The organism is Reyranella sp. (assembly GCF_965229815.1).
Classification (GTDB): Bacteria; Pseudomonadota; Alphaproteobacteria; order Reyranellales; family Reyranellaceae; genus Reyranella.
The window spans coordinates 1317401-1341702 of record NZ_CBDDJN010000002.1 but is presented as its reverse complement, the minus strand read 5'-3'; the positions used below and the strand labels follow the sequence as shown (position 1 = coordinate 1341702).

The 24302-nt window shown below is 69.9% G+C and carries 24 protein-coding genes and 1 pseudogene; 17 read left to right on the top strand and 8 right to left on the bottom strand.

All coding sequences use genetic code 11. The features are described from left to right. Nucleotides 1-46 precede the first annotated feature (46 nt). The gene (locus tag ACO073_RS06870) at nucleotides 47-817 is read right to left on the bottom strand and encodes a glucose 1-dehydrogenase (RefSeq protein ID WP_421996411.1); all 771 of its coding nucleotides are present in this window, start codon (nucleotides 815-817) and stop codon (nucleotides 47-49) included. A 74-nt stretch (nucleotides 818-891) separates the two neighbouring features. Between ACO073_RS06870 and ACO073_RS06865 the strand changes: the two genes are divergently transcribed. Further along, on the top strand, nucleotides 892-1488 hold the full coding sequence (locus ACO073_RS06865) for a 2-hydroxychromene-2-carboxylate isomerase (RefSeq protein WP_421996410.1): 597 nt from the start codon (nucleotides 892-894) through the stop codon (nucleotides 1486-1488). Next, nucleotides 1407-1883: pseudogene (locus ACO073_RS06860) on the top strand (OmpA family protein); the annotation flags it as partial. The gene ACO073_RS06865 and the pseudogene ACO073_RS06860, both read left to right, overlap by 82 nt. 47 nt (nucleotides 1884-1930) lie before the next feature. On the opposite strand, the gene ACO073_RS06855 reads toward ACO073_RS06860, so the two are convergent. The 5 genes from ACO073_RS06855 to ACO073_RS06835 form a co-directional block, all read right to left on the bottom strand. Continuing rightward, a complete protein-coding gene (locus ACO073_RS06855) occupies nucleotides 1931-2932 on the bottom strand; it encodes an NADPH:quinone oxidoreductase family protein (protein WP_421996409.1) in 1002 nt (333 codons plus the stop codon). Between the two features lie 41 nt (nucleotides 2933-2973). Beyond that, the gene (locus tag ACO073_RS06850; RefSeq protein WP_421996408.1) at nucleotides 2974-4809 is read right to left on the bottom strand and encodes a carbamoyltransferase; all 1836 of its coding nucleotides are present in this window, start codon (nucleotides 4807-4809) and stop codon (nucleotides 2974-2976) included. A gap of 16 nt (nucleotides 4810-4825) precedes the next feature. Next, the gene (locus ACO073_RS06845) at nucleotides 4826-4978 is read right to left on the bottom strand and encodes a DUF5989 family protein (protein WP_421996407.1); all 153 of its coding nucleotides are present in this window, start codon (nucleotides 4976-4978) and stop codon (nucleotides 4826-4828) included. A gap of 18 nt (nucleotides 4979-4996) precedes the next feature. Further along, a complete protein-coding gene (locus ACO073_RS06840) occupies nucleotides 4997-5383 on the bottom strand; it encodes an SxtJ family membrane protein (RefSeq protein WP_421996406.1) in 387 nt (128 codons plus the stop codon). A 133-nt stretch (nucleotides 5384-5516) separates the two neighbouring features. Next, complete coding sequence (locus ACO073_RS06835) at nucleotides 5517-6131, bottom strand: TetR/AcrR family transcriptional regulator (protein ID WP_421996405.1); 615 nt, start codon at nucleotides 6129-6131, stop codon at nucleotides 5517-5519. A 215-nt stretch (nucleotides 6132-6346) separates the two neighbouring features. Here ACO073_RS06835 and ACO073_RS06830 point away from each other — a divergent pair, with 215 nt between their 5' ends. The 5 genes from ACO073_RS06830 to ACO073_RS06810 are packed head-to-tail and all read left to right on the top strand — an operon-like array spanning nucleotide 6347 to nucleotide 10176. Continuing rightward, nucleotides 6347-6979, top strand: coding sequence for an HAD-IA family hydrolase (locus ACO073_RS06830; protein WP_421996404.1), 633 nt, complete (start codon nucleotides 6347-6349; stop codon nucleotides 6977-6979). Between the two features lie 18 nt (nucleotides 6980-6997). Next, nucleotides 6998-7552, top strand: a complete 555-nt coding sequence (locus ACO073_RS06825) for a RecX family transcriptional regulator (RefSeq protein ID WP_421996403.1) — start codon at nucleotides 6998-7000, stop codon at nucleotides 7550-7552. Nucleotides 7553-7599: 47 nt separating this feature from the next. Then, nucleotides 7600-7950, top strand: coding sequence for an arsenate reductase (glutaredoxin) (gene arsC, locus ACO073_RS06820; protein ID WP_421996402.1), 351 nt, complete (start codon nucleotides 7600-7602; stop codon nucleotides 7948-7950). A gap of 4 nt (nucleotides 7951-7954) precedes the next feature. Then, on the top strand, nucleotides 7955-9622 hold the full coding sequence (locus ACO073_RS06815) for an adenylate/guanylate cyclase domain-containing protein (RefSeq protein WP_421996401.1): 1668 nt from the start codon (nucleotides 7955-7957) through the stop codon (nucleotides 9620-9622). Between the two features lie 59 nt (nucleotides 9623-9681). Then, the gene (locus ACO073_RS06810) at nucleotides 9682-10176 is read left to right on the top strand and encodes a tetratricopeptide repeat protein (RefSeq protein ID WP_421996400.1); all 495 of its coding nucleotides are present in this window, start codon (nucleotides 9682-9684) and stop codon (nucleotides 10174-10176) included. Nucleotides 10177-10191: 15 nt separating this feature from the next. Here the strand turns inward: ACO073_RS06810 and ACO073_RS06805 are convergent, their stop codons facing one another. After that, the gene (locus ACO073_RS06805; protein WP_421996399.1) at nucleotides 10192-10647 is read right to left on the bottom strand and encodes a MarR family winged helix-turn-helix transcriptional regulator; all 456 of its coding nucleotides are present in this window, start codon (nucleotides 10645-10647) and stop codon (nucleotides 10192-10194) included. 68 nt (nucleotides 10648-10715) lie between these two features. Here ACO073_RS06805 and ACO073_RS06800 point away from each other — a divergent pair, with 68 nt between their 5' ends. The 4 genes from ACO073_RS06800 (at nucleotide 10716) to ACO073_RS06785 (ending at nucleotide 18574) form a co-directional block, all read left to right on the top strand. Beyond that, nucleotides 10716-11429 carry a DUF1428 domain-containing protein gene (locus tag ACO073_RS06800; protein ID WP_421996398.1) on the top strand — a complete coding sequence of 238 codons (714 nt, stop codon included), beginning with the start codon at nucleotides 10716-10718 and terminating at the stop codon, nucleotides 11427-11429. Between the two features lie 78 nt (nucleotides 11430-11507). Then, nucleotides 11508-13778 (top strand): xanthine dehydrogenase family protein molybdopterin-binding subunit, encoded by a 2271-nt coding sequence (locus ACO073_RS06795; protein ID WP_421996397.1) that lies wholly within the window; start codon nucleotides 11508-11510, stop codon nucleotides 13776-13778. 40 nt (nucleotides 13779-13818) lie between these two features. Further along, entirely contained in the window at nucleotides 13819-14916 is a 1098-nt protein-coding gene (locus tag ACO073_RS06790) for a Rieske 2Fe-2S domain-containing protein (protein WP_421996396.1), read from the top strand. Nucleotides 14917-15064: 148 nt separating this feature from the next. Continuing rightward, entirely contained in the window at nucleotides 15065-18574 is a 3510-nt protein-coding gene (locus ACO073_RS06785) for an indolepyruvate ferredoxin oxidoreductase family protein (RefSeq protein ID WP_421996395.1), read from the top strand. Nucleotides 18575-19020: 446 nt separating this feature from the next. Here the strand turns inward: ACO073_RS06785 and ACO073_RS06780 are convergent, their stop codons facing one another. Beyond that, nucleotides 19021-19614: a YqgE/AlgH family protein gene (locus ACO073_RS06780; protein WP_421996394.1), complete on the bottom strand. Its 594-nt coding sequence runs from the start codon at nucleotides 19612-19614 to the stop codon at nucleotides 19021-19023. A gap of 215 nt (nucleotides 19615-19829) precedes the next feature. Between ACO073_RS06780 and ACO073_RS06775 the strand changes: the two genes are divergently transcribed. The 6 genes from ACO073_RS06775 to phnK all read left to right on the top strand — a co-directional run bounded on the left by ACO073_RS06775 (nucleotide 19830) and on the right by phnK (nucleotide 24300). Beyond that, complete coding sequence (locus ACO073_RS06775; RefSeq protein ID WP_421996393.1) at nucleotides 19830-20312, top strand: peroxiredoxin; 483 nt, start codon at nucleotides 19830-19832, stop codon at nucleotides 20310-20312. 173 nt (nucleotides 20313-20485) lie between these two features. Then, nucleotides 20486-20947 carry a phosphonate C-P lyase system protein PhnG gene (gene phnG, locus ACO073_RS06770; RefSeq protein WP_421996392.1) on the top strand — a complete coding sequence of 154 codons (462 nt, stop codon included), beginning with the start codon at nucleotides 20486-20488 and terminating at the stop codon, nucleotides 20945-20947. Then, nucleotides 20944-21546: a phosphonate C-P lyase system protein PhnH gene (gene phnH / locus ACO073_RS06765; RefSeq protein WP_421996391.1), complete on the top strand. Its 603-nt coding sequence runs from the start codon at nucleotides 20944-20946 to the stop codon at nucleotides 21544-21546. The genes phnG and phnH overlap by 4 nt, the downstream gene beginning before the upstream one ends. Before the next feature lies 1 nt (nucleotide 21547). Continuing rightward, nucleotides 21548-22681: a carbon-phosphorus lyase complex subunit PhnI gene (locus ACO073_RS06760; RefSeq protein ID WP_421996390.1), complete on the top strand. Its 1134-nt coding sequence runs from the start codon at nucleotides 21548-21550 to the stop codon at nucleotides 22679-22681. 3 nt (nucleotides 22682-22684) lie between these two features. Further along, nucleotides 22685-23530, top strand: a complete 846-nt coding sequence (locus tag ACO073_RS06755) for an alpha-D-ribose 1-methylphosphonate 5-phosphate C-P-lyase PhnJ (RefSeq protein WP_421996389.1) — start codon at nucleotides 22685-22687, stop codon at nucleotides 23528-23530. Continuing rightward, the gene (phnK, locus tag ACO073_RS06750) at nucleotides 23527-24300 is read left to right on the top strand and encodes a phosphonate C-P lyase system protein PhnK (protein WP_421996388.1); all 774 of its coding nucleotides are present in this window, start codon (nucleotides 23527-23529) and stop codon (nucleotides 24298-24300) included. Before ACO073_RS06755 ends, phnK begins: the two co-directional genes overlap by 4 nt. Nucleotides 24301-24302: the final 2 nt, after the last annotated feature.

The following is a 24302-nucleotide window of genomic DNA, read 5'->3' as shown; positions in this document are numbered from 1 at the left end:
CGACTTGGTCGGCGTGCTGCATGGCCGTCTCCGTGCGTGAAGCTTCCTAGATGGCGTTCATCCCTCCGTCGATCACCAGCTCGGCGCCGGTGACGAAGCGCGATTCGTCGGAAATCAGGTAGAGGATGCCATAGGCGATGTCCTCGGGCGCGCCGAACTCGCCGATCGGGATGCGCCGGCGCGTCCGTTCCTTCGCCTTGTCGCTCGGCATCACCGCCTCGCCCATGGGCGTCAGGATGATGCCGGGATGGACGGAGTTGCAGCGCACCTTGTAGCCCTTGCGGGCGCAGTCGATGGCTACCGTCTTGGTGAACTGCCGCACCGCGCCCTTGCTGGCGCCATAGGCCGAGAGGTCGGGCGTGCCGAGGAAAGCCGCCAGCGACGAGGTGTTGACAATCGAGCCGCCGCCCGACTGGCGCAGGGCCGGCACGCCGTACTTGCAGCCGAGGAACACGCCCTCGACGTTGACCGCCAGCATGCGCCGCCACTGCTCCAGCGTCTCGGTCTCGAAGGTCGCGGGAAAGGGTCCCGAGATGCCGGCATTGTTGACCAGCCCGTCGAGCCGGCCCTCGCGCTCCAGGATGCCGTCGACCACGCGCTTCCAGTCGGCCTCGCGCGTGGTGTCGTGGGCCTCGAAGCGGGCCGCCGCGCCGTCGCTGCCGGCAGCGATCTGCCGCACCGTCTCGCGCCCGCCGGCCTCGTTGACGTCGCTCACCACGACGGTGGCGCCTTCGCGCGCCAGCAGCGTCGCGGTCGCGCGGCCGATGCCCGACCCGGCGCCGGTCACCAGAACCACCTTGCCCGCAACCCGGCTCATGCGTTCCGTCCCTATCGTTTCTTGAGCCAAGGCTAGAGGCGGCGCAGGCTGCCGACAAGCAAGGAGAGACGCCGATGGCCCGCACCCTGGAATTCTACTTCGACTATGGCAGCCCCTATTCCTACCTGGCCGACACCCAGGTCGAGGCCATCGCCCGGCGCGCCGGCGCGGCCCTGGTGCGCAAGCCGATGCTGCTGGGCGGCGTCTTCAAGGCGACCGGCAACGCCTCGCCGATGACCGTGCCGCAGAAGTCGAGATGGAGCGCCTTCGACATGCCGATGTGGGCCCGCCACTACGGCGTGCCGTTCAACCGCAATCCCCACTTCCCGGTGAACACGCTGGCGCTGATGCGGGGCGCCGCGGCCGCCGAGATCGACGGGTTCTTCGAGCGCTACCACCCGGCCGTCTACCGCGCGATGTGGGTCGACGGCGTGAACCTGAACAACATGGGCGAGGTGGCGAAGGTGCTGACGGCGGCCGGCCTCGACGCGGCCGCCATCGGCCGGCGCATCCAGGACCAGGACGTCAAGGACCGGCTCAAGGCAACGACCGACGAGGCGGTGGCGCGCGGCGTGTTCGGGGCGCCGACATGCTTCGTGGACGACCGGATGTTCTTCGGCAACGATCGCCTCCCCTTCGTCGAGATGGCCCTGAAAGGAGAGCTCGTTTGATCAGGTCCGGCCTGCTGGCCGCCGCGATCCTCATGGTCGCGGCCAGTCCTTCCCTCGCGCAGACCGTCGGCAAGTGCCCGCGCGGCGGCGGCGCCAACCAGCCGCAACCGGTCTGGGTCCTGTTCGATCTCGGCAGCGCTCATGTCCGCCCGGCCGACAAGCCGGCGATCGCCGAGGCGGTGAAGACGGCCAAGGCCCGTCAGGTGACCGCGCTCTGCGTCGTCGGCCATACCGACAAGCTCGGCGACAAGGCGCTGAACGCCCGGCTGGCGCGCGAACGCTCGCAGGCGGTTGCCGCCGAGCTGGTCCGCGCCGGCTACCCGGCCGACCACGTCGTCATCGCCGCCGATCCCGAGGCCTTCGGCAACATGAGCCTCGGCAGCTCCAACGCGTCGGAGAAGGACCGCCGGGTCACGATCCTGTTCTCGCGCTCCGCGTCCCCTCAGCCGGCGATCTCTATCACCGCCTTGCCGACGACCTTGCGGTCGATCAGGACGCGGAAGGCATCGGCGGCCCGGTCCATCGGGAAGCGGTGCGAGATGTGCGGCCGCATGACGCCGAGCGCGGCGAGCCGCGGCAGCTCGACGGCATAGTCGCGGGCGAGCGCCGAACCGGCGCGGCGCACGGTCTCGCCGGCCCGCACGCCCAGGATCGACAGGCCCTTGATCAGCACGTGATTGGACATGATCTTCGTCGGCCCGCCCGAGGTGAAGCCGACCACCAGCAGGCGGGCGCCGTAGGCGGCGGCCCGCATCGACTTCTCGAGGACCTCGCCGCCCACCGGGTCGTAGACCACGTCGGCGCCGCGTCCGTCGGTCATGCCCTTCACGGCCGCGACGAAATCGTCGGTGCGGTAGTTCACCACGAGGTCCGCGCCCTGGTCGCGCACCACGGCGAGCCGGGCGTCGTCGCCGCCGGTGGCGATCACCCGGGCGCCGAGATGCTTGCCGAGCTGGACGGCGGCCATGCCGACGCCGCCGGCGGCGCCGTGCACCAGCAGCACCTCGTCCTTCTGGAGGGCGGCGCGATGGACCAGCGAGTGATAGGCGGTGGTGGCGCCGACCCGGAAGGCCGAGCCCTCGGCATCGGACCAGCCGTCCGGCAGGCGCATCAGGTTGCCGGACGCCGGCACCTTCACGTACTCGGCGAAGGCGCCGGGCCGCACGCCGAAGATCACCCGGTCGCCCGTCTTCCAGTTCGCGACCTCGGCACCGACGGCGGCGATCGTGCCCGCCCCCTCCATGCCCGGGATGAAGGGAAGCTCGGGCTTGTGCTGGTAGGAGGCCGACAGCATCAGCACGTCGGGAAAGTTGACCGAGGCCGCGCCGACCTTGACCAGAACGTCGGACGGGCCGATCGCGGGGACAGGCACGTCCTCGACCTTGAGGACGGAAGGATCGCCCAGGCGATCGCAGATGACTGCGCGCATCCGAGTTCCCTTCATGCTCCTCTCCCCCTTGGGGAAAGGAACACGAGGAAAAAGGGCTAGTCCAGCTCGAAGGCGTTCTTGTAGTCGAGCTTCAGCGACGGATCCTGGTCTTCCTTGCGGAGGAGGCAGTTGCCGACCACCAGCACCTCGATCTCGCTGCCCATGAAGCAGCGGAACGCATCCTCGGGCGTGCAGACGATCGGCTCGCCGCGCACGTTGAACGAGGTGTTCACCACCACCGAGTAGCCGGTCTTGGCCTTGAAAGACGTCAGCAGGTCGTGGAAGGCCGGGTTGGTTTCCTTGTGCACCGTCTGGATGCGCGCGGAATAGTCGATGTGGGTGACCGCCGGTATGTCGGACCGCGGCACGTTCAGCTTGTCGATGCCGAACAGCGCCTGCTCGGCCTCGCTCATCGAGCGGCGGCGGTCCTCGTTCACCGGCGCCACCATCAGCATGTACGGGCTGTCGGTCTCGATGTCGAAATACTTGTCGACGTCCTCGCGCAGCACCGCCGGCGCGAAGGGGCGGAACGATTCGCGGTACTTGACCTTGAGGTTGAGCGTCTTCTGCATGGTCGGCGAGCGCGCGTCGCCCAGGATCGAGCGGGCGCCCAGCGAGCGCGGGCCGAACTCCATGCGGCCCTGCATCCAGCCGACCGCCTTCTCGTCGGCCAGCGCCTGGGCGGTCTGGTCGATCAGTTGCTCGCGCGTCAGGCGGGTGAGCCTGGCGCCCGCCGCGACCAGGCGCTGCTCGATCTCGTCGTCGGTGAATTCCGGCCCGAGATAGGAGCCGGCCATGCCGTCCATGTGGCCGTTGAGCTTGCGGCCCTGGCCGAGATAGCCGTGATAGGCGGCATAGGCGGCGCCGACCGCACCGCCGGCATCGCCGGCCGCCGGCTGCACCCAGATCCCGTCGAACAGCTTCTCGCGCAGCAGCTTGCCGTTGGCGACGCAGTTCAGCGCCACGCCGCCGGCCAGGCAGATGTTGCGGGCGCCGGTTTCCTTCTTCACCGAGCGCGCCAGCCGGATCACGATCTCCTCGGTGACGGCCTGCACCGAGGCCGCGAGGTCCATGTGGTGCTGGGTCAGCAGCTCCTCGGGCTTGCGTGCCTTGCCGCCGAACAGCTCGCCGAACTTGTCGTTCGTCATGCGCAGCCCGGTGCAATAGTCGAAGTACTTCTGATCGAGCCGGAAGGTGCCGTCCTCCTTGAGGTCGACGATGTGCTCGAGGATCTTGTCTTTGAACTTCGGCTCGCCGTAGGGCGCGAGGCCCATGACCTTGTACTCGCCCGAGTTGACCTTGAAGCCGGTGTAGTAGGTGAAGGCCGAGTAGAGCAGCCCGAGCGAATGAGGGAAGTGGATTTCCTTCATCATCTCGAGCTTGTTGCCCTGGCCCCAGGCCAGCGACGTCGTCGCCCACTCGCCGACCCCGTCCATGCACAGCACGGCCGCTTCCTCGTAGGGCGAGGGGAAGAAGGCCGAGGCGGCATGGCTCTGGTGGTGCTCGCCGAACAGAAGGCGCTTGTTCCAGTCGAAGTCCGGCTGCCAGCGCTTCATCTCGTCGCGCAGCAGGGTCTTCTGGAACAGCTTCTCCTTCAGCCACAGCGGCATGGCCATGCGGAAGGACTGGAAGCCGCGCGGCGCGTAGGCGAGGTAGGTCTCGAGCAGGCGCTCGAACTTCAGGAACGGCTTGTCGTAGAAGGCGACATAGTCGACGTCGGCCAGCTTGATGCCGGCCTCGTCGAGGCAATACTGGACGGCGTTCTGCGGGAAGCCCGAATCGTGCTTCTTGCGGGTGAACCGCTCTTCCTGCGCGGCCGCGACGAGTTGGCCGTCCTCGATCAGCGCCGCAGCGCTGTCGTGATAGAAGGCCGAGATGCCCAGCACGCGCATGGCGCGGTCTTCTCCTCTAGAACAGGGTGTAGATGAACGGCGCGATCGCCGAGCCCTTGGTCAGCACGATAAGGCCGCCGAAGATCACCATCATGATCAGGATCGGCAGCAGCCAGAATTTCTTGCGCTCCCTCATGAAGGCCCAGAGTTCGACGAGGATGGAGCCCATAGCCGGTCCCTTTCCGGATCAGAATTGGTTGCGCATGGATTGGGGCGGCGGCCCCGGAGGCTCGCGGTCGATCCAGTAGCTCTTGGCGGAGGGATCGAGGCGCAGCCGGAGGAAGTCCTTGCCCATCGCGCGCATGATGAGCCCGATGGGCATGATGGTCACGAAGAACAGCAGCCCGAGGATGAGCGGGTTCATGACCTTGTAGAGAAGCAGGCCGAACTTCAGCCACAGCCGGTTGAGCGGACCGAGAATGCGCGGAAAGGTCAGCGCCACCACCAGGAACGCCACGGCGAGCGGCAGGGTGTAGTGCCAGATCTTGCTGCCGTGCCACACCGAGAGCGCGGCCAGGATGGCGAAAAAGCCCGCGAAGACGAGGCCGAAACCTCGATCGGTTCCGGCCTTCACATGTTCTTCGCGCGAGAAGTCTTCGTGTAGCTGGCTGGTCGCCATGGCCGCTTGCTGCCGCCTGAAATCGTCTTTCGGGGGCCTCTAACTCGATGATCTCAATCGGGAAGTCAATGCGCGACCGCGGTCCCCGTCAGGCGGCCGGGCTGGCCGCCGCCTGCTCGTGCGCCAGGAGCGCGGTCAGCGTGAGACGCCATACCGCAGTCGCCCGCTCGAAGCTCATCCCGTCCCGCCGGCGCAGGACGATCCAGGCCTCCAGCGACAGCGCCGCCTCGATGGCGTCGGCAAGCTGCTCGCGGTCGGGCTCGCCCAGCGCGGCGAACTCGGGCGCAAACGCCTCCAGCGTGGCCTGTCGCAGCTCCTGCTTGGACTCCTGGGCGCGCTCGGTCAGGGCCGGATGGTTGACGAACTGCCCGGCGGCGACGCGCAACGGCACGATCTTGTCGAAAAGCTCGGCGCGATTGTGGACCACCGCGGCAATGCGGGCCGACAGGGGCCGGTCGCTCGGGGTCCGGACCGGGGCCGCCAGGTCGCCCCGGATGCTGTCCACGACAGTTACGAAAAGTGACTCTACGTCCCCGAAGTGCTGGAAGACCGACCGGACGGAGACATCGGCGCGCTTGGCCACCGCCACCACGGTCGGCGCGGTGCTGGTCTCGGCGATCATGGCCTTCGCGGCGGCAATGATCTTGCGGCGGGTCTCGGCCGCGCGTCGGTTGCGCCCATCGGGACGGCTGGTTTCAGCCATGTAAGCCTCGCTCGCCTTAACCACTGCGCTGCCGCGCGGGAGTGCCGCTGCTTCGCTCATTTTTTCCGTTTTCCTAACCCGTGTTAGGGCGATAGGTGGCCAACCGCCGACCTGTCGCCTATGGAGTGATTTGAGATAGGGGCCGACTTTGGCAGGAACAAGGAGAAGAGGGTCGCACCGCGATGAATGGTAGCCATGCAGGAACCCCACGCGCCGTGCTCTGGGACTTCGGCGGCGTGATCCTCAGCAGCCCGTTCGAGGCGTTCAACCGCTACGAGGCCGAGGCGGGGCTTCCCCGGGACTTCATCCGCGGCCTGAACGCGCGCAACGGCGACACCAACGCCTGGGCGCGGATGGAGCGCAGCGAAGTGTCGCTCGAGGAGTTCGTGGTCCTGTTCCAGGACGAGGCCCGCGAGCAGGGGCACGAGATCGACGGCTGGCGCGTGCTGCGCGCCTTGAGCGGCGACATTCGGCCGCAGATGGTGGAGGCGCTGCGTCGCTGCCGGGCGTCCTTCCGCATCGCCTGCATCACCAACAACATGAAGCACGGCGACGGACCGGGCATGGCGCGCACGCCCGAGAAGGCGCGCGCCGTCGCCGAGATCATGACGCTGTTCGAGCATGTCGTGGAATCGAGCAAGGTCGGTCTGCGCAAGCCCGATCCGCGCATCTACCAGCACGCCTGCTCGCTGCTCGGCGTGGCGCCGGAAGAGTGCGTCTACCTCGACGATCTCGGCATCAACCTGAAGCCGGCGCGGGCGCTCGGCATGCGCACCATCAAGGTCGGCGATCCCGACGTCGCGATCGACGCGCTGCAGGCGATCGTCGGCATCCCGCTGCGGGACTGAGCCGCGGGCGCGACGGACGTGAAGCGGCCCGCGCGCCCGATCACCGCGACGTATCTCCGCAACGCCGCGGCGTTCTACCTGGAACGCTACCCCGCCACGGCCGAGGGGCTGCGTCGCGTGCTGGCGCGCCGCGTCGCCCGCGCCGTGCGCAACGACGCGCCGGTGATGGAGGGCGTCGAGCAGGAGATCGAGGCGATCGTCGCGCGCTTCGTCGCGGCCGGCATGATCGACGACGAAGCCTTCGCCCAGACCAAGGCGCGGGCCCTGCACCGGCGCGGGACCTCGACACGCCTCACGCGTCGCCGCCTGCAGCTCGCCGGAGTCGATGCCGAGACGCTCGACCGGGCATTCGCCGGACTCGACCGCGAGCTCGACACCGATCCGGCCGAACGCGAGCGGCGCGCCGCCGTCGCCCTCGCCCGCCGCCGGCGCCTCGGGCCCTTCCGGCTGCCCGAACAGCGCCGCGAGCGACGGGATCGCGACCTCGCGGCGATGGCGCGCGCCGGCTTCGACCTCGACCTCGCCCGCCGGGTGATCGACGCGCCGAGCGCCGAATCACTGGACGACGACTAGCAGGCTTGCTCTCCTCTCCGGAGAAGCCGGGGAGAGAGCCCACCACCATGACCGTCACGATCTGGCACAACCCGCGCTGCTCCAAGTCGCGCGAGACCCTGGAGCTGCTGCGCAAGAAGGGCGTCGAGCCCGCTATCCGCGAATATCTCAAGCAGCCGCCGGGCAAGGCCGAGGTCGAGACCCTGCTCGACCAGGTGGGCGGCGAGCCCGCCGCCCTGATCCGCGACGGAGAGGCCGAGTTCAAGGCCCTGAAGAAGAGGAAGGCCGATCTCTCGCGCGCCGACATCGTGAAGGCGATCGTCGCCCATCCCGTCCTCCTGCAGCGCCCGATCGTGGTGTCGGGCCGGCGTGCCGCCATCGGCCGGCCGCCCGAGGCGGTGCTGCCTCTGCTGAAGTAGCGTCATGGTCGGACGGCTGCGGCTCTGGTCGGGCTATGTCCTGTTCTTCTATGTCGTCACGCATCTGCTCAATCACACGCTGGGGCTGATCTCGCTGTCGGTCCTCGAGACCGGCCGCTACGCTTTCGTCTTCCTCTGGCACAACCCGGTCGGCCAGACCGTCCTCTATGGCGCGCTGGGCATCCACTTCTGCCTCGCGCTCTGGTCGCTCTACCAGCGCCGCTCGCTGAAGCTCTCGCGCTGGGAATGGGCGCAGTGGGTTCTCGGCGCCTCGATCATTCCCCTGGGCGCCCTGCACGTCGTCGGCACGCGCCTCGCGCACGAGCTCTACGGCGTCGAGCCCGGCTATCCCTGGGTGCTGGGCTCGCTGGTGGTCAGCGACAGCTGGACGGTCGCGCGCCAGTTCGCGCTGCCCCTGGTCGTCTGGCTGCACGCCTGCATCGGCCTGCATTTCGCCTGGCGCCTGCGTCCCTGGTACGGGACCTGGCTGCCGGTCCTCTACGCCTTCGCCCTGCTGGTGCCGGTCGGCGGCATCGCCGGCGCGGCGATCGCGTTGCGCGACGTCGCCGACCTCGCGCGCCAGCCCGGCTTCCTCGACAACCTCTTCGCGCGCGTGCATGCGCCGCCGCCGGTCGACATCGCCAGCCTCTACACCCTGTCCCGCGCGCTTCAGGTCGTCGCCCTCGCCTTGCTGCTCGGCGTGCTGACGGCGCGCCCGCTGCGCGACCTGTGGGAGCGCCGGGCCGGCGTGGTGCGGCTCGACTATGGCGACCGGCGCAGCGTCGCCCTCCCCGCCGGATCCAGCATCCTGGAGATGAGCCGCATTGCCGGCGTCCCGCACGCCTCGGTGTGCGGCGGCCGCGGCCGCTGCTCGACCTGCCGCGTCCGCATTGCCGGCCCGGACCGCAGCCGCCTGCCGCCGCCGTCGCCCGACGAGGCGAGGGTGCTGGCGCGCGTTGGCGCGCCCGACAGCGTGCGGCTGGCCTGCCAGCTCCGGCCGCCGCCCGGACGCTACCGCGTCACGCCGCTGCTTCCGGCCGGCGCCGGCCCGATCGAGGCCTACCGTCGCCAGCCGCAGGCCCATGGCGGCGAGCACTACGTCGCCATCCTGTTCGCCGACATCCGCGGCTTCACGTCGATCTCCGAGGGCAAGCTGCCCTACGACGTGGTGTTCCTGCTCAACCGCTATTTCCGCGCCACCGGCGAGGCGATCGAGGCCGCGGGCGGCCGACTCGACAAGTTCATCGGCGACGGCGTCATGGCGATCTTCGGCCTCACCGCCGACCCGGCCCTGGCCTGCCGGCAGGCGCTCGACGCGGCGCGGCGCATGGGGTTGGCACTGGCCGACCTCAACGAGGCCCTGTCCGGCGATCTCGACCAGCCGCTGCGCATCGGCATCGGCCTTCATTCCGGCCCGAGCATCGTGGGCGAGATGGGCTACGAGCGCGTCACCAGCCTGACGGCGATCGGCGACACGGTGAACATCGCCAGCCGTCTCGAGACCCTCACCAAGGAATTCGCCGCCGAACTCGTCGTGTCGCAGGAGCTGCTCGACCGCGCGGGTGTCGATCTCGGCCTGCACGACAGCCACGACGTCGAGATCCGGGGCCGGCGGGGCCGGCTCCAGGTCCGCGCCGTCAGGCACGTGGCCGAACTCACGCCAATGTCATAAGAATTTCGTTGCCCGGCCGCGTCGCGCGGCAACAATCGCGCTCTTCCAGGAGGTGGACCATGCGCCCGACCGTCTTTGCCGCCATTGCGGTGCTGTCCCTCGGCCTTCCCGCCGCCTCCTTCGCCGCCGGCGGCGGCGGCGATGCACCCAAGGCCGATACGAGCAAGCCGGCAGCCCCCGCCGATCCCGCCTTCGCCAACGCCAAGGCGATGGTCGAGGCCAGGAACTATGCCGGCGCCATCCCGCTCCTGCAGCAGGTCGTGCAGAAGAACCCGCGCAACGCCGACGCCTACAACCTGCTGGGCTATGCGACGCGCGCCTCGGGCAACCCCAACGGCTCGCTGCAATACTACACGCAGGCGCTCGCCATCGACCCCCGCCATCTCGGCGCGCACGAGTATCTCGGCGAGGCCTATCTCATGCTCGACCGTCCGGCCGAGGCCGATCAGATGCTGGCCCGGCTCGATTCCCTCTGCGTCTTCGGCTGCACCGAATACCGCATGCTGAAGACCGCGATCGCCAACTACAAGCAGGGTCGCAAGCCGACCAACTGAGGACGGGCGCCGGGATCAATCCCGGGTGAGCGCCCGCAACCCGGCGCGCAGCGGTTCGACTCCGGAAGCGGCAGCAGCCGTGCGCTCGACCGCCTTCTGGGTCCGCCGCCACGCCGGCAAGGCCTCGCGCAGCAGCGCATGTCCTGCGTCGGTCAGCGACAGGAGTCGCCCCCGCCGGTCGGCGGGATCGGCCACCGCATCGATCAGCCCGCGGCGCTGCAGCGGCTTGAGGTTGGCCGTCAGCGTCGTGCGGTCCATGGCGAGCAGGTCGGCGACCGCGCCCATCGAGGGCGGGCGCGGCCGGTTGAGCGACATCAGCAGCGAGAACTGCCCGCTGGTCAGCCCGACCGGGCGCAGCGCCTCGTCGAAACGACGCGCCAGCATCCGCGCGGCGCCCTGTGCGGCGAGGCACAGGCAGTGGTCGCGCACGTGCGCGGTCGTCTCGAAGGGAATGCGGGCCGGCCGGGTCATGCCTTGCTCTCGTCCCTATTATGTTGATATCAACGTATATCGTCAAGATCGCCAAGGAGGCAGAGGCCATGGGCTACATCGAAGGGTTCGTCGTCGCGGTCCCCGCCGCCAACAAGGACAGCTACGTCGCGATGGCCAGCCGGTTCGCGCCGCTGTTCCGCGAGTTCGGCGCCACGCGCCTGGTCGAGGCGTGGGGCGACGACGTGCCGGACGGCAAGGTCACCGACTTCAAGGGTGCGGTGAAGGCCACCCCGGACGAGGTCGTGGTCTTCGCCTGGCTCGAATATCCGTCGAAGGAAGCGCGCGACGCTGCCAACGTGAAGTTGCGCAGCGATCCGCGCATGGAGCCGGCGGGCGACCACATGCCGTTCGACGCCAAGCGCATGATCTTCGGCGGCTTCGCCGTCCTGCACGACGAGAAGTCGGCGGGCAAGGCAGGCTATGTCGACGGCTGCCTGATTCCCGTGCCGGCGGCCAACAAGCAGGCCTATGCCGACATGGCGACGCAGATGGCGGCGGTGTTCCGCGACCACGGCGCCGTGCGCGTCGTCGAGGCCTGGGCCGACGACGTACCCGACGGCACGATCACCGACTTCAAGGGCGCGGTGAAGGCCACGCCGGACGAGAAGGTCGTCTACAGCTGGATCGAATGGCCGTCCAAGGCGGTGCGCGACGAAGGCTGGAAGAAGGTGATGGCCGATCCGCGTGCGCAGGGCGGCGCCATGCCGTTCGACGGCAAGCGGATGATCTACGGCGGCTTCGCGCCGGTGGTCGACGCCTGATCGGCCGCGGGCCGTCCGCCCCGCGATGGTGGACGGCCCTTGCCAAGCAAGGGTCGACAATGCGCAACTCGACCCTGCATGGACCGCACGATCGGAAAACCGTTGCCCCGCCTCGAGGATGCGAGACTGCTCTCGGGCGGCGGCTGCTACAGCGACGACTTCTCCCTGCCGGATCAGGTTCACGGCGCCGTGGTGCGCTCGCCGCACGCGCTGGCGCGCATCGCCGCCGTCGATGCGCGCGCCGCGCGCACGATGCCCGGCGTGCTGCTTATCCTGACGGCCGAGGACCTGCACGCCGACGGGCTGCAGCCGGTGCCGCACGCGCCGATGGCGATCAGCCCGCCCGACATCCGCCTCGACAACAGCGACGGATCGCCCGTCCGAATCGTGCGCCCCGCCATCCTGGCCGACGGCATGGTGCGCTACGTCGGCGAGCCGGTGGCCTTCGTGGTGGCCGAGAGCCACGCCGCCGCGATGGACGCCGCCGAAGCGGTGGAGGTCGACTACCAACCCCTGGAAGCGGTGGCCGACGCGCAGGAAGCGAGCAAGGTGCCGGAGCGCGTCGTCGTCGACGCCCGGGTCGGCGACGCTGCAGGCGCTGCAGCCGGCTTCGCGAAAGCCGCGCATGTCGTCCGACTGTCCACGTCGATTCCGCGCGTCGCCGGCGTTCCGATGGAGCCGCGCGCGGCGCTGGGCGCGTACGATGACGCGAGCGGGCGCTACACGCTGCGCACCGGCCCGGGCGGCGTCGGCCGGGCGCGGCGCGAGCTGGCCATCGTGCTCGGCGTTCCGCCCGAGCAGGTGCGAGTGGTCGCCCGCGACATCGGCGGCAACTTCGGCACGCGCAACTACTTCTTTCCCGAGTTCGGCCTGGTGTGCTGGGCCGCGCGCAAGGTCGGCCGCCCCGTGAAGTGGAGCGGCGACCGCCGCGAGGCTTTCCTCAGCGACTACGCCGCCCGCGATTTCCATATCGGGGCGGCGCTGGCGCTGGACGCCGACGGCACGTTCCTCGGCCTCGAAGCCACGAGCCTCAGCAACCTCGGCGCCTATACCGCCTCCTTCATCCCGCTCACCAAGGGCGTGCAGCTCATGAGCAGCCTCTACGTGCTGCCGGCGGCGGCGCGGGCCCTGGGCGTGCTCACCGACACGCCGAGCACCGCGCCCTACCGCTCGGCCGGACGACCCGAGGTCATGTACGTCATGGAGCGGCTGATCGACCTCGCGGCGCAGGCGCACGGCTTCGATCGGGTGGCGCTGCGGCGGCGCAACCTGATCCGGGCGACGCCGCACACCAACGCCTTCGGCATCACCTACGACAGCGGCGACTATGCCGGCACGCTCGACACGGTGCTGGCGCTGGCCGACTGGGACGGCTACCCGGCGCGGCGGGAGGAGTCGAGCCGGCGCGGCCTGCGGCGCGGACTGGGTCTCAGCGGCTACATGGAATCGCAGAGCGGGGCGCCGCAGGAGCGTGCCGAGGTCACGGTGCTGGCCGACGGCACGGTCGAGGTCGTGATCGGCACGCTTTCGACCGGCCAGGGACACGCCACCAGCCTCGCCCAGCTCGCCGGCGAATGGCTGCAGGTGCCGCCCGAGCGCGTGCGCCTCGTCACCGGCGACAGCGACCGGGTCACCGTTGGCGCGGGCTCGCATTCCGGCCGCTCGGTGCGCGTTGCCGCCACGACCATCCATCAGGCCGCAGCCGGAATCCTCGCCAAGGCGGTCGACCTCGCGGTCCAGTCGCTGGAGGCCGACCGTGCCGATATCGCCTACGCCGACGGGCGCTTCACGGTGAAGGGCACCGATCGCGGCATCGGACTGTTCGAGCTGGCCGGCATCCATGGTCCGATCGGCGATGCCGCCGACCTCGACAGTCGCCTCGGCTCCTTTCCCTACGGCTGGCATGTCTGCGAGGTCGAGGTCGACGTCGAGACCGGGGCGGTCGCGATCCTGCGCTACACGGCCGTGGATGATGTCGGCCGGGCGGTGAACCCCATGATCATCGACGGCCAGACCCATGGCGGCATCGCACAGGGCGCCGGCGAGGCATTGATCGAGCGTACCGCCTACGACACGAGCGGCCAGCTGCTGAGCGCCTCGTTCATGGACTATGCCCTGCCGCGGGCGGACGCGTTGCCGTCCTTCGTCACCGCGCTGAGCGAAGTCCCCTCGACCAATCATCCGCTCGGCTTTCGCGGCGGCGGCGAGGGCGGGATCACGCCGGCGCTGGGCGTGATCGCCAACGCCGTCGTCGACGCCCTGGCCGGGCTCGGCGTCACGCATATCGAGATGCCGATGACGTCCGAGCGGGTCTGGCAGGCGATCCAGGACGCGCGCGGCGCGGCCTGACGACCGGAACCGCTTGCGGCCGCCGCCCGGATGCGTCCCAATGGCCGCCGCCGACGGCCTTTGCACGGAGCTGCCCATGTGGGTCACCAATGCCTGGTACGTCGCGGCCTGGTCGCACGAGGTCGAGCCTGGCCGCCTGCTCGCGCGCACCGTCATCGACGAGCCCCTGGTGCTGTACCGCACCGCCGCCGGCGAGATCGTGGCGCTGGAGGATCGCTGCTGTCACCGCTTCGCGCCGCTTTCGATGGGCCGGCTCGAGGGCGATGCGCTGCGCTGCATGTACCACGGGCTCAAGTTCGCGCCGGACGGAAGCTGCATCGAGATCCCGGGCCAGAAGCTGATCCCGCACAGCGCCTGCGTGCGCCGCTATCCGGCGCAGCAGCGCGGGAGCTGGCTCTGGGTCTGGATGGGCGACGCGGCGGCGGCCGATCCGGCGGCGATCCCGTCCACCGTGGCGCTCGACGACGCAGCCTATCGCCTGCAGGCGGGCGCGATCGACTATGCCGCGCACTACCTGCTGATCGACGACAACCTGCTCGATCTCTCGCATCTGTCGTTCGCCCACGAGAAGACGCTCGGCCTCGACATGCCGCAATGGGCCGACGAGCGGCCGGCCATGCTGCCGCTGGAGCGCGGCCTGCGCGTGCAGCGCTGGCTGCGCAACCATCCGCCGCGCGGCTTCATGAAGAAGCTCGGCGAGCGGGTCGACGTCTGGAACAGCTACGACTTCCTGTTCCCCGGCATCTTCCTGCAGCGCACCGACTTCCACCCCGCCGGCACGGCCGAGCGCTGCGGCGGCGGGGCGCCCGACACGGCCCCGCTGTTCCATCGCGTCGACGAGCAGGCGGTGACGCCGGTCGGCGAGCGGACCTCGCGCTACTTTTTTGCGGCCGGTGCGCGCGCCGCCGACATCGACCCCGACCGTGTCGGCCGCCTGTTCGCGGTCACCGAGACCGCCTTCCACGAGGACAAGGCGCTGATCGAGGCGCAGCAGAGGCTGATCGACCTCGATCCCGCGCGCCGCATGCTGCCGACCAGCCTCGACGCCGGGCCGACGCGGTTCCGGCGTCTGGTCGACGACCTGCTGGCAGGCGAAGGCGGCCGGCGAATACCCGCATCCGCCGTAGGCTCTTCCTGACGAATCGACTTCGCCTGCGCGTCTCCCCGCGAGACGCGAAATGGTCTGGCTCTTGCCCGGATTCCGGGGAGCATGGCGCCGCAGAGTTGGCTATGCTTCAGCTTCGGTAAACGCCCGTTCACGCTGCCGCTTCCGGAGGGCCTTCGCGATGAGCCTCGCCAACCCCGTTCCCCTCGTGTTTGGCGACTACGCCCTCGAGGACCGCTATCGCCTCGACAAGGGCCGCGTCTACATGACCGGCATCCAGGCGCTGGTGCGCCTGCCGATGATGCAGCGCCAGCGCGACCTCGCCGCCGGGCTCAACACCGGCGGCTTCATCTCGGGCTATCGCGGGTCGCCGCTCGGCATGTACGACCACGCGCTGTGGACGGCGAAGAAGTACCTCAAGGACAACAACATCCACTTCCAGCCCGGCCTCAACGAGGACCTCGCCGCCACCGCGGTCTGGGGCACGCAGCAGGTCAACCTCTTCCCCGGCGCCACCGTCGATGGCGTGTTTTCCATCTGGTACGGCAAGGGGCCCGGCGTCGACCGTTCGATGGACGTGCTGAAGCACGGCAACGCCGCGGGCACCTCGCCGCACGGCGGCGTCATCGTGCTGGCCGGCGACGACCATGGCTGCCAGTCCTCGACCCTGCCGCACCAGAGCGAGCAGGTCTTCGCCGCCGCGATGATCCCGACCGTCAACCCCTGCAACGTGCAGGAGTATCTCGACTTCGGCCTGCTGGGCTTCGCGCTGTCGCGCTACTCGGGCTGCTGGGTCGGCTTCAAGGCGATCTCCGAGACCGTCGAATCCGGCGCCTCCGTGTGGGTCGATCCCGAACGCATCCGCATCCAGATGCCGACCGACTTCGAGCTGCCGCCGGGCGGGCTCGGCATCCGCAATCCCGATCCGCCGCTGGAGGCCGAGAAGCGCCTGCACGGCCCGAAGATGGATGCGGTCATGGCGTTCGTGCGCGCCAACCGCTTCGACAAGACCGTGATCGATCCGCCGCGGGCGCGCATCGGCATCATGACGACCGGCAAGGCGTACATGGACACGCGCCAGGCGCTGGAGGATCTCGGCATCAGCGACGAGAAGGCGCGCGCGCTGGGCATCCGCCTCTACAAGGTCGGCATGACCTGGCCGCTGGAGCCCGAGGGCGCGCGGCGCTTCGCCGAGGGACTGGAAGAGGTCATCGTCGTCGAGGAGAAGCGCTCCAACCTCGAGGACCAGCTCGTCCGCATCCTCTACAACGCGCCGGCCGACCGCCGCCCGCGCGTCATCGGCAAGGCCGACGAGACCGGCCGCATCATCCTGCCCAGCGAGGGCGAGCTGACGCCGACCGGCGTCGCCATGGTGATCGCGGGCCGGCTGATGAAGCACCAGGGCGAATCGCCCGAGCTCAAGCAGCGCCTGGCCCGGCTGGAGGCCAAGGAAAAGCTGCTCGCCGCGCCACCGCCCAAGGTGGCGCGCACGCCGTTCTTCTGCTCGGGCTGCCCGCACAACACCTCGACCCGCGTGCCCGAGGGCAGCCGCGCCATGGCCGGCATCGGCTGCCACGGCATGGCGATCTGGATGCCCGAGCGGCGCACCGCGCTGATCTCCCACATGGGCGGCGAGGGCGTGACCTGGGTCGGCCAGGCGCCGTTCACCAGCGACAAGCACATCTTCCAGAACCTGGGCGACGGCACCTACTACCATTCCGGCCTGATGGCGATCCGCGCCGCGGCCGCGGCGGGCGTCAACATCACCTACAAGATCCTGTTCAACGATGCGGTCGCCATGACCGGCGGCCAGCCGCACGACGGGCCGCTGACCGTTCCCGAGATCACCAAGCAGGTCGCCGCCGAGGGCGCCAGGCGCGTCGTCGTCGTCACCGACGAGCCCGACAAGTACCCGGTCGGCACCGAGTTCGCGCACGGCGTCACGGTGCGCCATCGCGACGAGCTCGACGCCGTGCAGCGCGAGCTGCGCGAGATCCCCGGCCTCACCGTGCTGGTCTACGACCAGACCTGCGCGGCCGAGAAGCGCCGCCGCCGCAAGCGCGGCACCTTCCCCGATCCGGCCAAGCGCGTGTTCATCAACGACGCGGTGTGCGAGGGCTGCGGCGACTGCTCCGACAAGAGCAACTGCGTGTCGGTGAAGCCGCTCGAGACCGAGCTCGGCCGCAAGCGCCAGATCGACCAGAGCAACTGCAACAAGGACTTCTCCTGCCTGAACGGCTTCTGCCCGTCGTTCGTGACGGTGCACGGCGGCACGCCGGCCAAGGCGAAGCGGCCGCAGCTCAAGGTCGTCCAGGACGATCCGTTCGCCTCGCTGCCGATGCCCACGGTGCGTCCCCTCCACGAGGCCTACGGCATCCTGGTGACCGGCATCGGCGGCACCGGCGTGATCACCGTCGGCGCGCTGATCGGCATGGCGGCCCATCTCGAGGGCAAGGGCTGCACCGTGCTCGACTTCACCGGCCTCGCCCAGAAGAACGGCGCGGTGATGAGCCACGTGCGGCTGGCGCCTCAGCCGGAAGACCTGCATGCCGTGCGCATCGCCGCCGGCGGCGCCAACCTGGTGCTGGGCTGCGACATGGTCGTGGCGGCCTCGCCGGCCGCGCTGTCGCGCATCGAGCCCGGCGTCACCCGGGCGGTGATCAACGGCTACATGACGCCGGTCGCCGCCTTCGTGATGAACGGCGACATGGATCTCGGCGCCGAGGCCATGATGAAGTCGATCCGCGACGCCGCCGGCGACGAGGCCGTGTCGTTCGTCGACGGCACCGGGCTCGCCACGGCGATCCTGGGCGATTCCATCGCCACCAACCTCTTCATGCTGGGCTATGCCTGGCAGAAGGGCCTGGTCCCGCTCAGCTTCGAGGCGATCGAGCGTGCGATCGAGCTGAACGGCGTCGCCGTCGAGACCAGCAAGCGCACCTTCGCCTGGGGCCGGCTCGCCGCCCACAATCTCGCGTCCGTGCAGGCCGCGGCCAAGCCGACCCTGCGGAGCGAGAAGACGGTGGCGCGCACGCTGCCGGAGATCGTGGCCAAGCGCGTCGAGCTGCTCACCGCCTACCAGGACGCGGCCTATGCCGCGCGCTATCGCGCCGTCGTCGACAAGGTGGCCGCGGCCGAGAAGGGCAAGGCGCCCGGCCGGCGCGGGCTGGCCGAGGCCGTCGCCAAGTCGCTCTACAAGCTGATGGCCTACAAGGACGAGTACGAGGTGGCGCGCCTCTACACCGACGGCGAGTTCCTGAAGAAGCTGTCGAGCCAGTTCGAGGGCGACTACACGCTGAGCTTCCACCTCGCGCCGCCGCTGTTCGCCGACCGCGATCCGGCGACCGGCGAGCTCAGGAAGAAGGCCTACGGCCCGTGGATGATGACGGCGTTCCGCTTCCTCGCCGGGCTGAAGCGGCTGCGAGGCACGCGTCTCGACGTCTTCGGCTACACCGAGGAGCGTCGCATGGAGCGCCGCCTGATCGGCGAGTACGAGGGCACGATCGACACCGTGCTGGCGACGCTCGGCCAGGACAACCACGCGCTCGCGGTGCAGATCGCCTCGGTGCCCGAGACGATGCGCGGCTTCGGCCACATCAAGGAGAGGAACGTGACGGCCGCCAAGGAGCGCGAGACGAGCCTGCTCGCGGCCTACACCAGCCCGGCGACGCAGTCGGTGGCCGCCGAATAGACGCTCGCGTCGCCGTCTTCGCCCATCGGGACGCCCGCGCTTCCGATGGGGTCGGCGAGGGGGAAGCGAAGGCGTCCCGGGTACGCGCGCCGGCCGCCGAAGGGAGGGATCGTGCGGGGCGTCCTTGCGCTATAGGCCGGCCGGCGGTGGAATGCAGCTACGATCTACGGTCGTATTCGCACATCTGATACACCCTTCTTCCGCCTCATTCGCGGGCGATCCCGTGGCGATGTTTGTTCCGAAGCGCCCCTGGCTCGTGTTCGCGTGCATCCTCGCCGTGGCACTGATTGCCGCGATCGCGATCCTGGACGCGAAGCAAAGCTTGATTGCATTGGCCGTCGCGTTCGTCCTGATCTGCCTGGTGCAGTTGGGGCAGATCGTCTGGCAAGTGTCCTGCGCTGCCGCCTGGGTGACCCGATGGGGGACCCGTCAGGCCCGCCGGCTGCTCAGGCGCGGCCCGTCTGGTGCGAGAACGACGCCGGATCGAAATGGCCAGCCGAGCCACCGCTGAGGCGGTCGAGGGCGCGCTGCCACTTGGCGGGAAAGTCGGGATCGAAGACCAGGGCGGCGTCGCCGTCGACCACCAGCCAGGCATTGTCCTGCATTTCCCGGTCGAGCTGCCCGGGCGCCCAGCCGGAATGGCCGAGAGCGAGCCAGGCCTGCTGCGGGCCGCTGCCGCCCGCCATATCCTTCAGGATCTCGAGCGAGGCCGTGAGGGCGAGGCCGCCCTGGATCAGCAGCGTCTCCTCCCGCTTGTAGTCGGACGAGTGCAGGACGAGGCCGCGCGAGGGCTCGACCGGGCCGCCGAACAGCACCGGTCGCTCGGCCGTCGTGTCCGGGACCGAGATGCCGAGCTGGCGATAGACCTGACCCAAGGGCAGGTCCTCGACCTTGTTGTTGACGATGATGCCGAGCGCGCCGTCGTCGTCGTGCTTGCAGATGAACACGACGCTCTTCTGGAAGCGCTCGTCGGGCATCGACGGCGCTGCAACCAGGAAGCGGCCGACCAAGGTGGCGGCGGGGGAAGCTGGCCTGGGCATGGCTCAATGATCCTCCAAATCAATGGGGATTGTCCGGGCAAAGATCAAGCCAGGGGCCCCGCTTGCCACTGGACCAAGGCCGACCCCTCCCCCACGGGTCGGCCGTCCGGCCAGCGGCAACCGGGGTCGCCTGCGGTTCCCTTCGGGCGGAAAACGCTCTAGGGTCCGCCGGTTCGCGACCCTGCCCGGTCGGGCGGAATCTTAAGGAGCAAATGATGGCGAAAGTCGGCGACAAGGTGCCCAGCGCGACGCTGCGCATGTTGGGCCCGGAGGGACCGAAAGCGGTCACCACGGAGGAACTTTTCGCTCCCGGCAAGAAGGTCGTCGCCTTCGCGCTGCCGGGAGCCTTCACTCCCACTTGTTCGGCGAAGCACGTGCCCGGTTTCGTGGCCGACGCCGACAAGCTCAAGGCGAAGGGTGTCGACACCATCGCCTGCATTTCCGTCAACGACGCCTTCGTAATGGGCGCCTGGGGCAAGGACCAGAAGGCCGGCGACAAGGTCATGATGCTGGGCGACGGCAACGGCGAGTTCACCCAGGCGATGGGCCTCACCATGGACGGTTCCAAGTTCGGCCTCGGCACGCGCAGCCAGCGCTATGCCATGGTCGTCCAGGACGGCGTCATCAAGGAGCTCTTCGTCGAGAAGCCCGGCGCCTTCGAAGTGTCCTCGGCCGAGAACGTCCTCAAGCACATCTAGTCCGTTTCTGACGGCAACGAACGGCGGGGCCCCTGGTCCCGCCGTTTTTCTTTGGCCGGCCGCCTGGGGATACAGGCCGCCCGGCTTCACATAATGTTCATCAATTGCCAGCCTCTCGGTAACGCGTTCTTAGCATGGTCCCGCTCCAACCGAGCGTCGCCATGTCCCCGTCCGTGTCCGTCGAAGACCCCGAGCCTCAGCGCCGGCAGCGCTGGCTGTCCGTCCTCGCCAAGGCACCCGTCGCCCGCCTGACCGAGCTCTGGCAGGCCCTCGGCGAGCCGCCGGCCCATTCCCTCCTGCGTCGACCCGAGACCGGCCTGGTCATGGTGAAGGGCCGCATCTCGGGCTCGGGCGCGCCCTTCGCCGCCGGCGAGATGACGACGACGCGCGCCGCCGTGCGGCTGGCCACCGGCGAGGTCGGCATCGGCTATGTCGGCGGGCGCAGCGCGCGCCATGCCGAGATCGCCGCGACCATCGACGCGCTCGGCCAGCGCCCGGACTGGCGCGACCGGCTGGAGGCCGCCGTGATCGCCCCGCTGGCCGCCGAGGCCGACGCCCGCCGCCGTGCCATCGCCGCCCGCGCCGCCGCGACGCGCGTCGAGTTCTTCACCGTGGCGCGCGAGGCCGGCACATGACCGGCCCGGCCGCCCTGTCCGCGCTGGCTCCCGGCCTCGCCGACCCGGCGCACGATGCCCAGCGCATCTTCCGCGCCGTGCTCGAGGCCACCGCCCATCCCGGCCGCATCGTCACCCTCCCCGCGGCGCCGGCCGGTCCCGGCACGCTGAGCCCGGCCGCCGTGGCCTACCTGCTGACCATCGCCGACCGCGATACGCCGGTGTGGCTCGACGCGCCCTATGACCGCGCCGAGATCCGCGATTTCCTGCGCTTCCACGCCGGCGCGCCCGTCGCGGCCGGGCGCTCGGACGCGACCTTCGCCGTCCTCCCCGCCGACATGCCGGGCGGCTTCGCCGACTTCGCGGTCGGCAGCGACGCCTATCCCGACCGGTCGGCGACGCTGGTCGTCGAGGTGCCGGCGCTGGCCGGCGGCCGCGAGCGGCTGTGGCGCGGCCCCGGCATCAACGGCAGCGCCCGCGTCGCCATCGACGGTCCGGACGACGGCTTCTGGCGCGCCTGGGCGGAGAACCGTGCGCTCTTCCCCGCCGGCGTCGACGTCGTGTTCACCGCCGGGCAGGCGCTGTGCGCGCTGCCGCGCGGCATTGCCGTGGAGGTCTGAGATGTATGTCGCGGTCAAGGGCGGCGAGACGGCCATCGCCAATTCGCTGGAGCTGGTGGCGGACAAGCGGCGCGGCGATCGCGCGATCGAGGAACTGTCGCTCGAGCAGATCGACCAGCAGCTCGGCCTCGCCGTCGACCGCGTGATGAGCGAGGGCTCCTGCTACGACCGCTCGCTGGCCGCGCTCGCCGTCAAGCAGGCGCGCGGCGACCTGATCGAGGCGATCTTCCTGCTGCGCGCCTACCGCACCACCCTGCCGCGCTTCGGCGATTCGCTGCCGATCGACACCGCGCGCATGACCGCCGAGCGCCGCATCTCCTCGACCTTCAAGGACGTGCCGGGCGGCCAGGTGCTGGGACCGACCTACGACTACACCCACCGGCTGCTCGACTTCTCGCTGGCGGCCGCCGCCGACCGGCCGGTGGCGCCGACCGCCCCGGCCGACACCGAAGCCGGGCTGCCGCGCGTCGGCGACCTGCTCGAGCGCGAGGGCATGCTGGAGCCGCCGCCGCAGACGGCCGACGCCCCCGACCTCACGCGCCAGCCGCTCACCCTGCCGGCCAGCCGGCCGGTGCGCCTGCAGAACCTGATGCGCGGCGACGAGGGCTTCCTGCTCGCGCTCGGCTATTCGACGCAGCGCGGCTACGGCAACAACCATCCGTTCGTCGGCGAGATCCGCTACGGCCACGTGCCGGTGGCGTTCGTGCCCGAGGAGCTCGGCTTCGCGATCGACATCGCCGAGATCGAGATCACCGAGTGCGACATGGTCAACCAGTTCGCCGGCTCGCACGACGTGCCGCCGCAGTTCACGCGCGGCTACGGGCTCGCCTTCGGCCACGCCGAGCGCAAGGCCATGTCGATGGCGCTGGTCGACCGCGCGCTGCGCGCCGACGAGCTGTCGGAAGGCGCGACCTCGCCGGCGCAGGACGAGGAGTTCGTGCTGGCGCATTCCGACAATGTCGAGGCGTCGGGCTTCGTGCAGCATCTCAAGCTGCCGCACTATGTCGACTTCCAGTCGGAGCTGGTCGTGGTGCGCATGCTGCGCGCCGAGGCCGAGGCGCGGCGGCGCCGGGGCGCGGCCGCGGACGACACGGCCGATGCGGTGCCGGGCCCGCTCGGCCAGGCGGCGGAGTAGGCGATGCCGGACAGCAGTGTCGCCGACGGCGCCTACAACTACGCCTATCTCGACGAGCAGACCAAGCGGATGATCCGCCGCGCCATCCTGAAGGCGGTGGCGGTGCCGGGCTACCAGGTGCCGTTCGGCGGCCGCGAGATGCCGCTGCCCTACGGCTGGGGCACCGGCGGCATCCAGGTCACGGCCGCCATCATCGGCCGCGAGGACACGCTCAAGGTCATCGACCAGGGCGCCGACGACACGACCAATGCCGTCTCGATCCGCCGCTTCTTCGCCCGCGTCGCCGACGTCGCCACGACCACGCGCACCCCCGAGGCGACGATCATCCAGACCCGCCATCGCGTGCCCGAGACGCCGCTGGTCGAAGGCCAGATCCTGGTGTTCCAGGTGCCGATCCCCGAGCCGCTGCGCATGCTCGAGCCGCGCGAGACCGAGACGCGCACGCTTCATGCGCTCAGCGAGTACGGCGTCATGCAGGTCAGCCTCTACGAGAGCATCGCCCGCCACGGCCGCATCGCCAAGACCTACAACTATCCGGTGATGGTGAACGGGCGCTACATCATGAGCCCCTCGCCGATCCCCAAGTTCGACAATCCCAAGCTCGACCGCAGCCCGGCGCTGCAGCTCTACGGCGCCGGCCGCGAGAAGCGGATCTATGCGGTGCCGCCCTACACCGAGGTGAAGAGCCTCGATTTCGACGACCACCCGTTCGAGATCGAGACCTGGCGCGAGTGCTGCGCGCTGTGCGGCTCGCGCGAGAGCTTCCTCGACGAGATGATCGTCGACGATTCGGGCAAGCGCCTGTTCGTCTGCTCCGATACCGACTATTGCGAGGGCCGCCGGTCATGAGCGACCCGATCCTCTCGGCGCGCGGGCTCGGCAAGCGGTTCGGCGGCCGCGTCGCCTGCCACGACATCGACTTCGACCTGTGGCCCGGCGAGGTGCTGGGGATCGTGGGCGAATCGGGTTCCGGCAAGACCACGCTGCTCAACTGCCTGGCCGGACGGCTGATGCCGGACGCCGGCACGGTCGCCTACGATTCCGCCGCGTACGGCCGGGTCGACGTCCACGGCCTCAGCGAGGCGCGGCGGCGGCTCCTGTCGCGCACCGAATGGGGCTTCGTGAACCAGGACGCGCGCGAGGGGCTGCGCATGGGCGTCAGCGCCGGCGCCAACATCGGCGAGCGGCTGATGGCGGTCGGCGCCCGCCACTATGGCGGGATCCGCCGCACCGCGCTCGACTGGCTGGCGCGCGTCGAGATCGACGAGGACCGGATCGACGACCGGCCGACGGCCTATTCCGGCGGCATGCGCCAGCGCCTCCAGATCGCCCGCAACCTGGTCAGCAGCCCGCGCCTGGTCTTCATGGACGAGCCGACCGGCGGCCTCGACGTCTCGGTGCAGGCGCGCATCCTCGACCTGCTGCGCGGACTGGTCGGCACGCTCGACCTCTCTGCCGTCCTGGTCACCCACGATCTCGGCGTCGCCCGCCTGCTCACCCACCGCCTGATGGTGATGCAGGGCGGCGCCGTCGTGGAGCACGGGCTGACCGACCAGGTGCTCGACGATCCGCAGCACGCCTACACCCAGATGCTTGTCGCCTCGATCCTGCCGGTGTGACG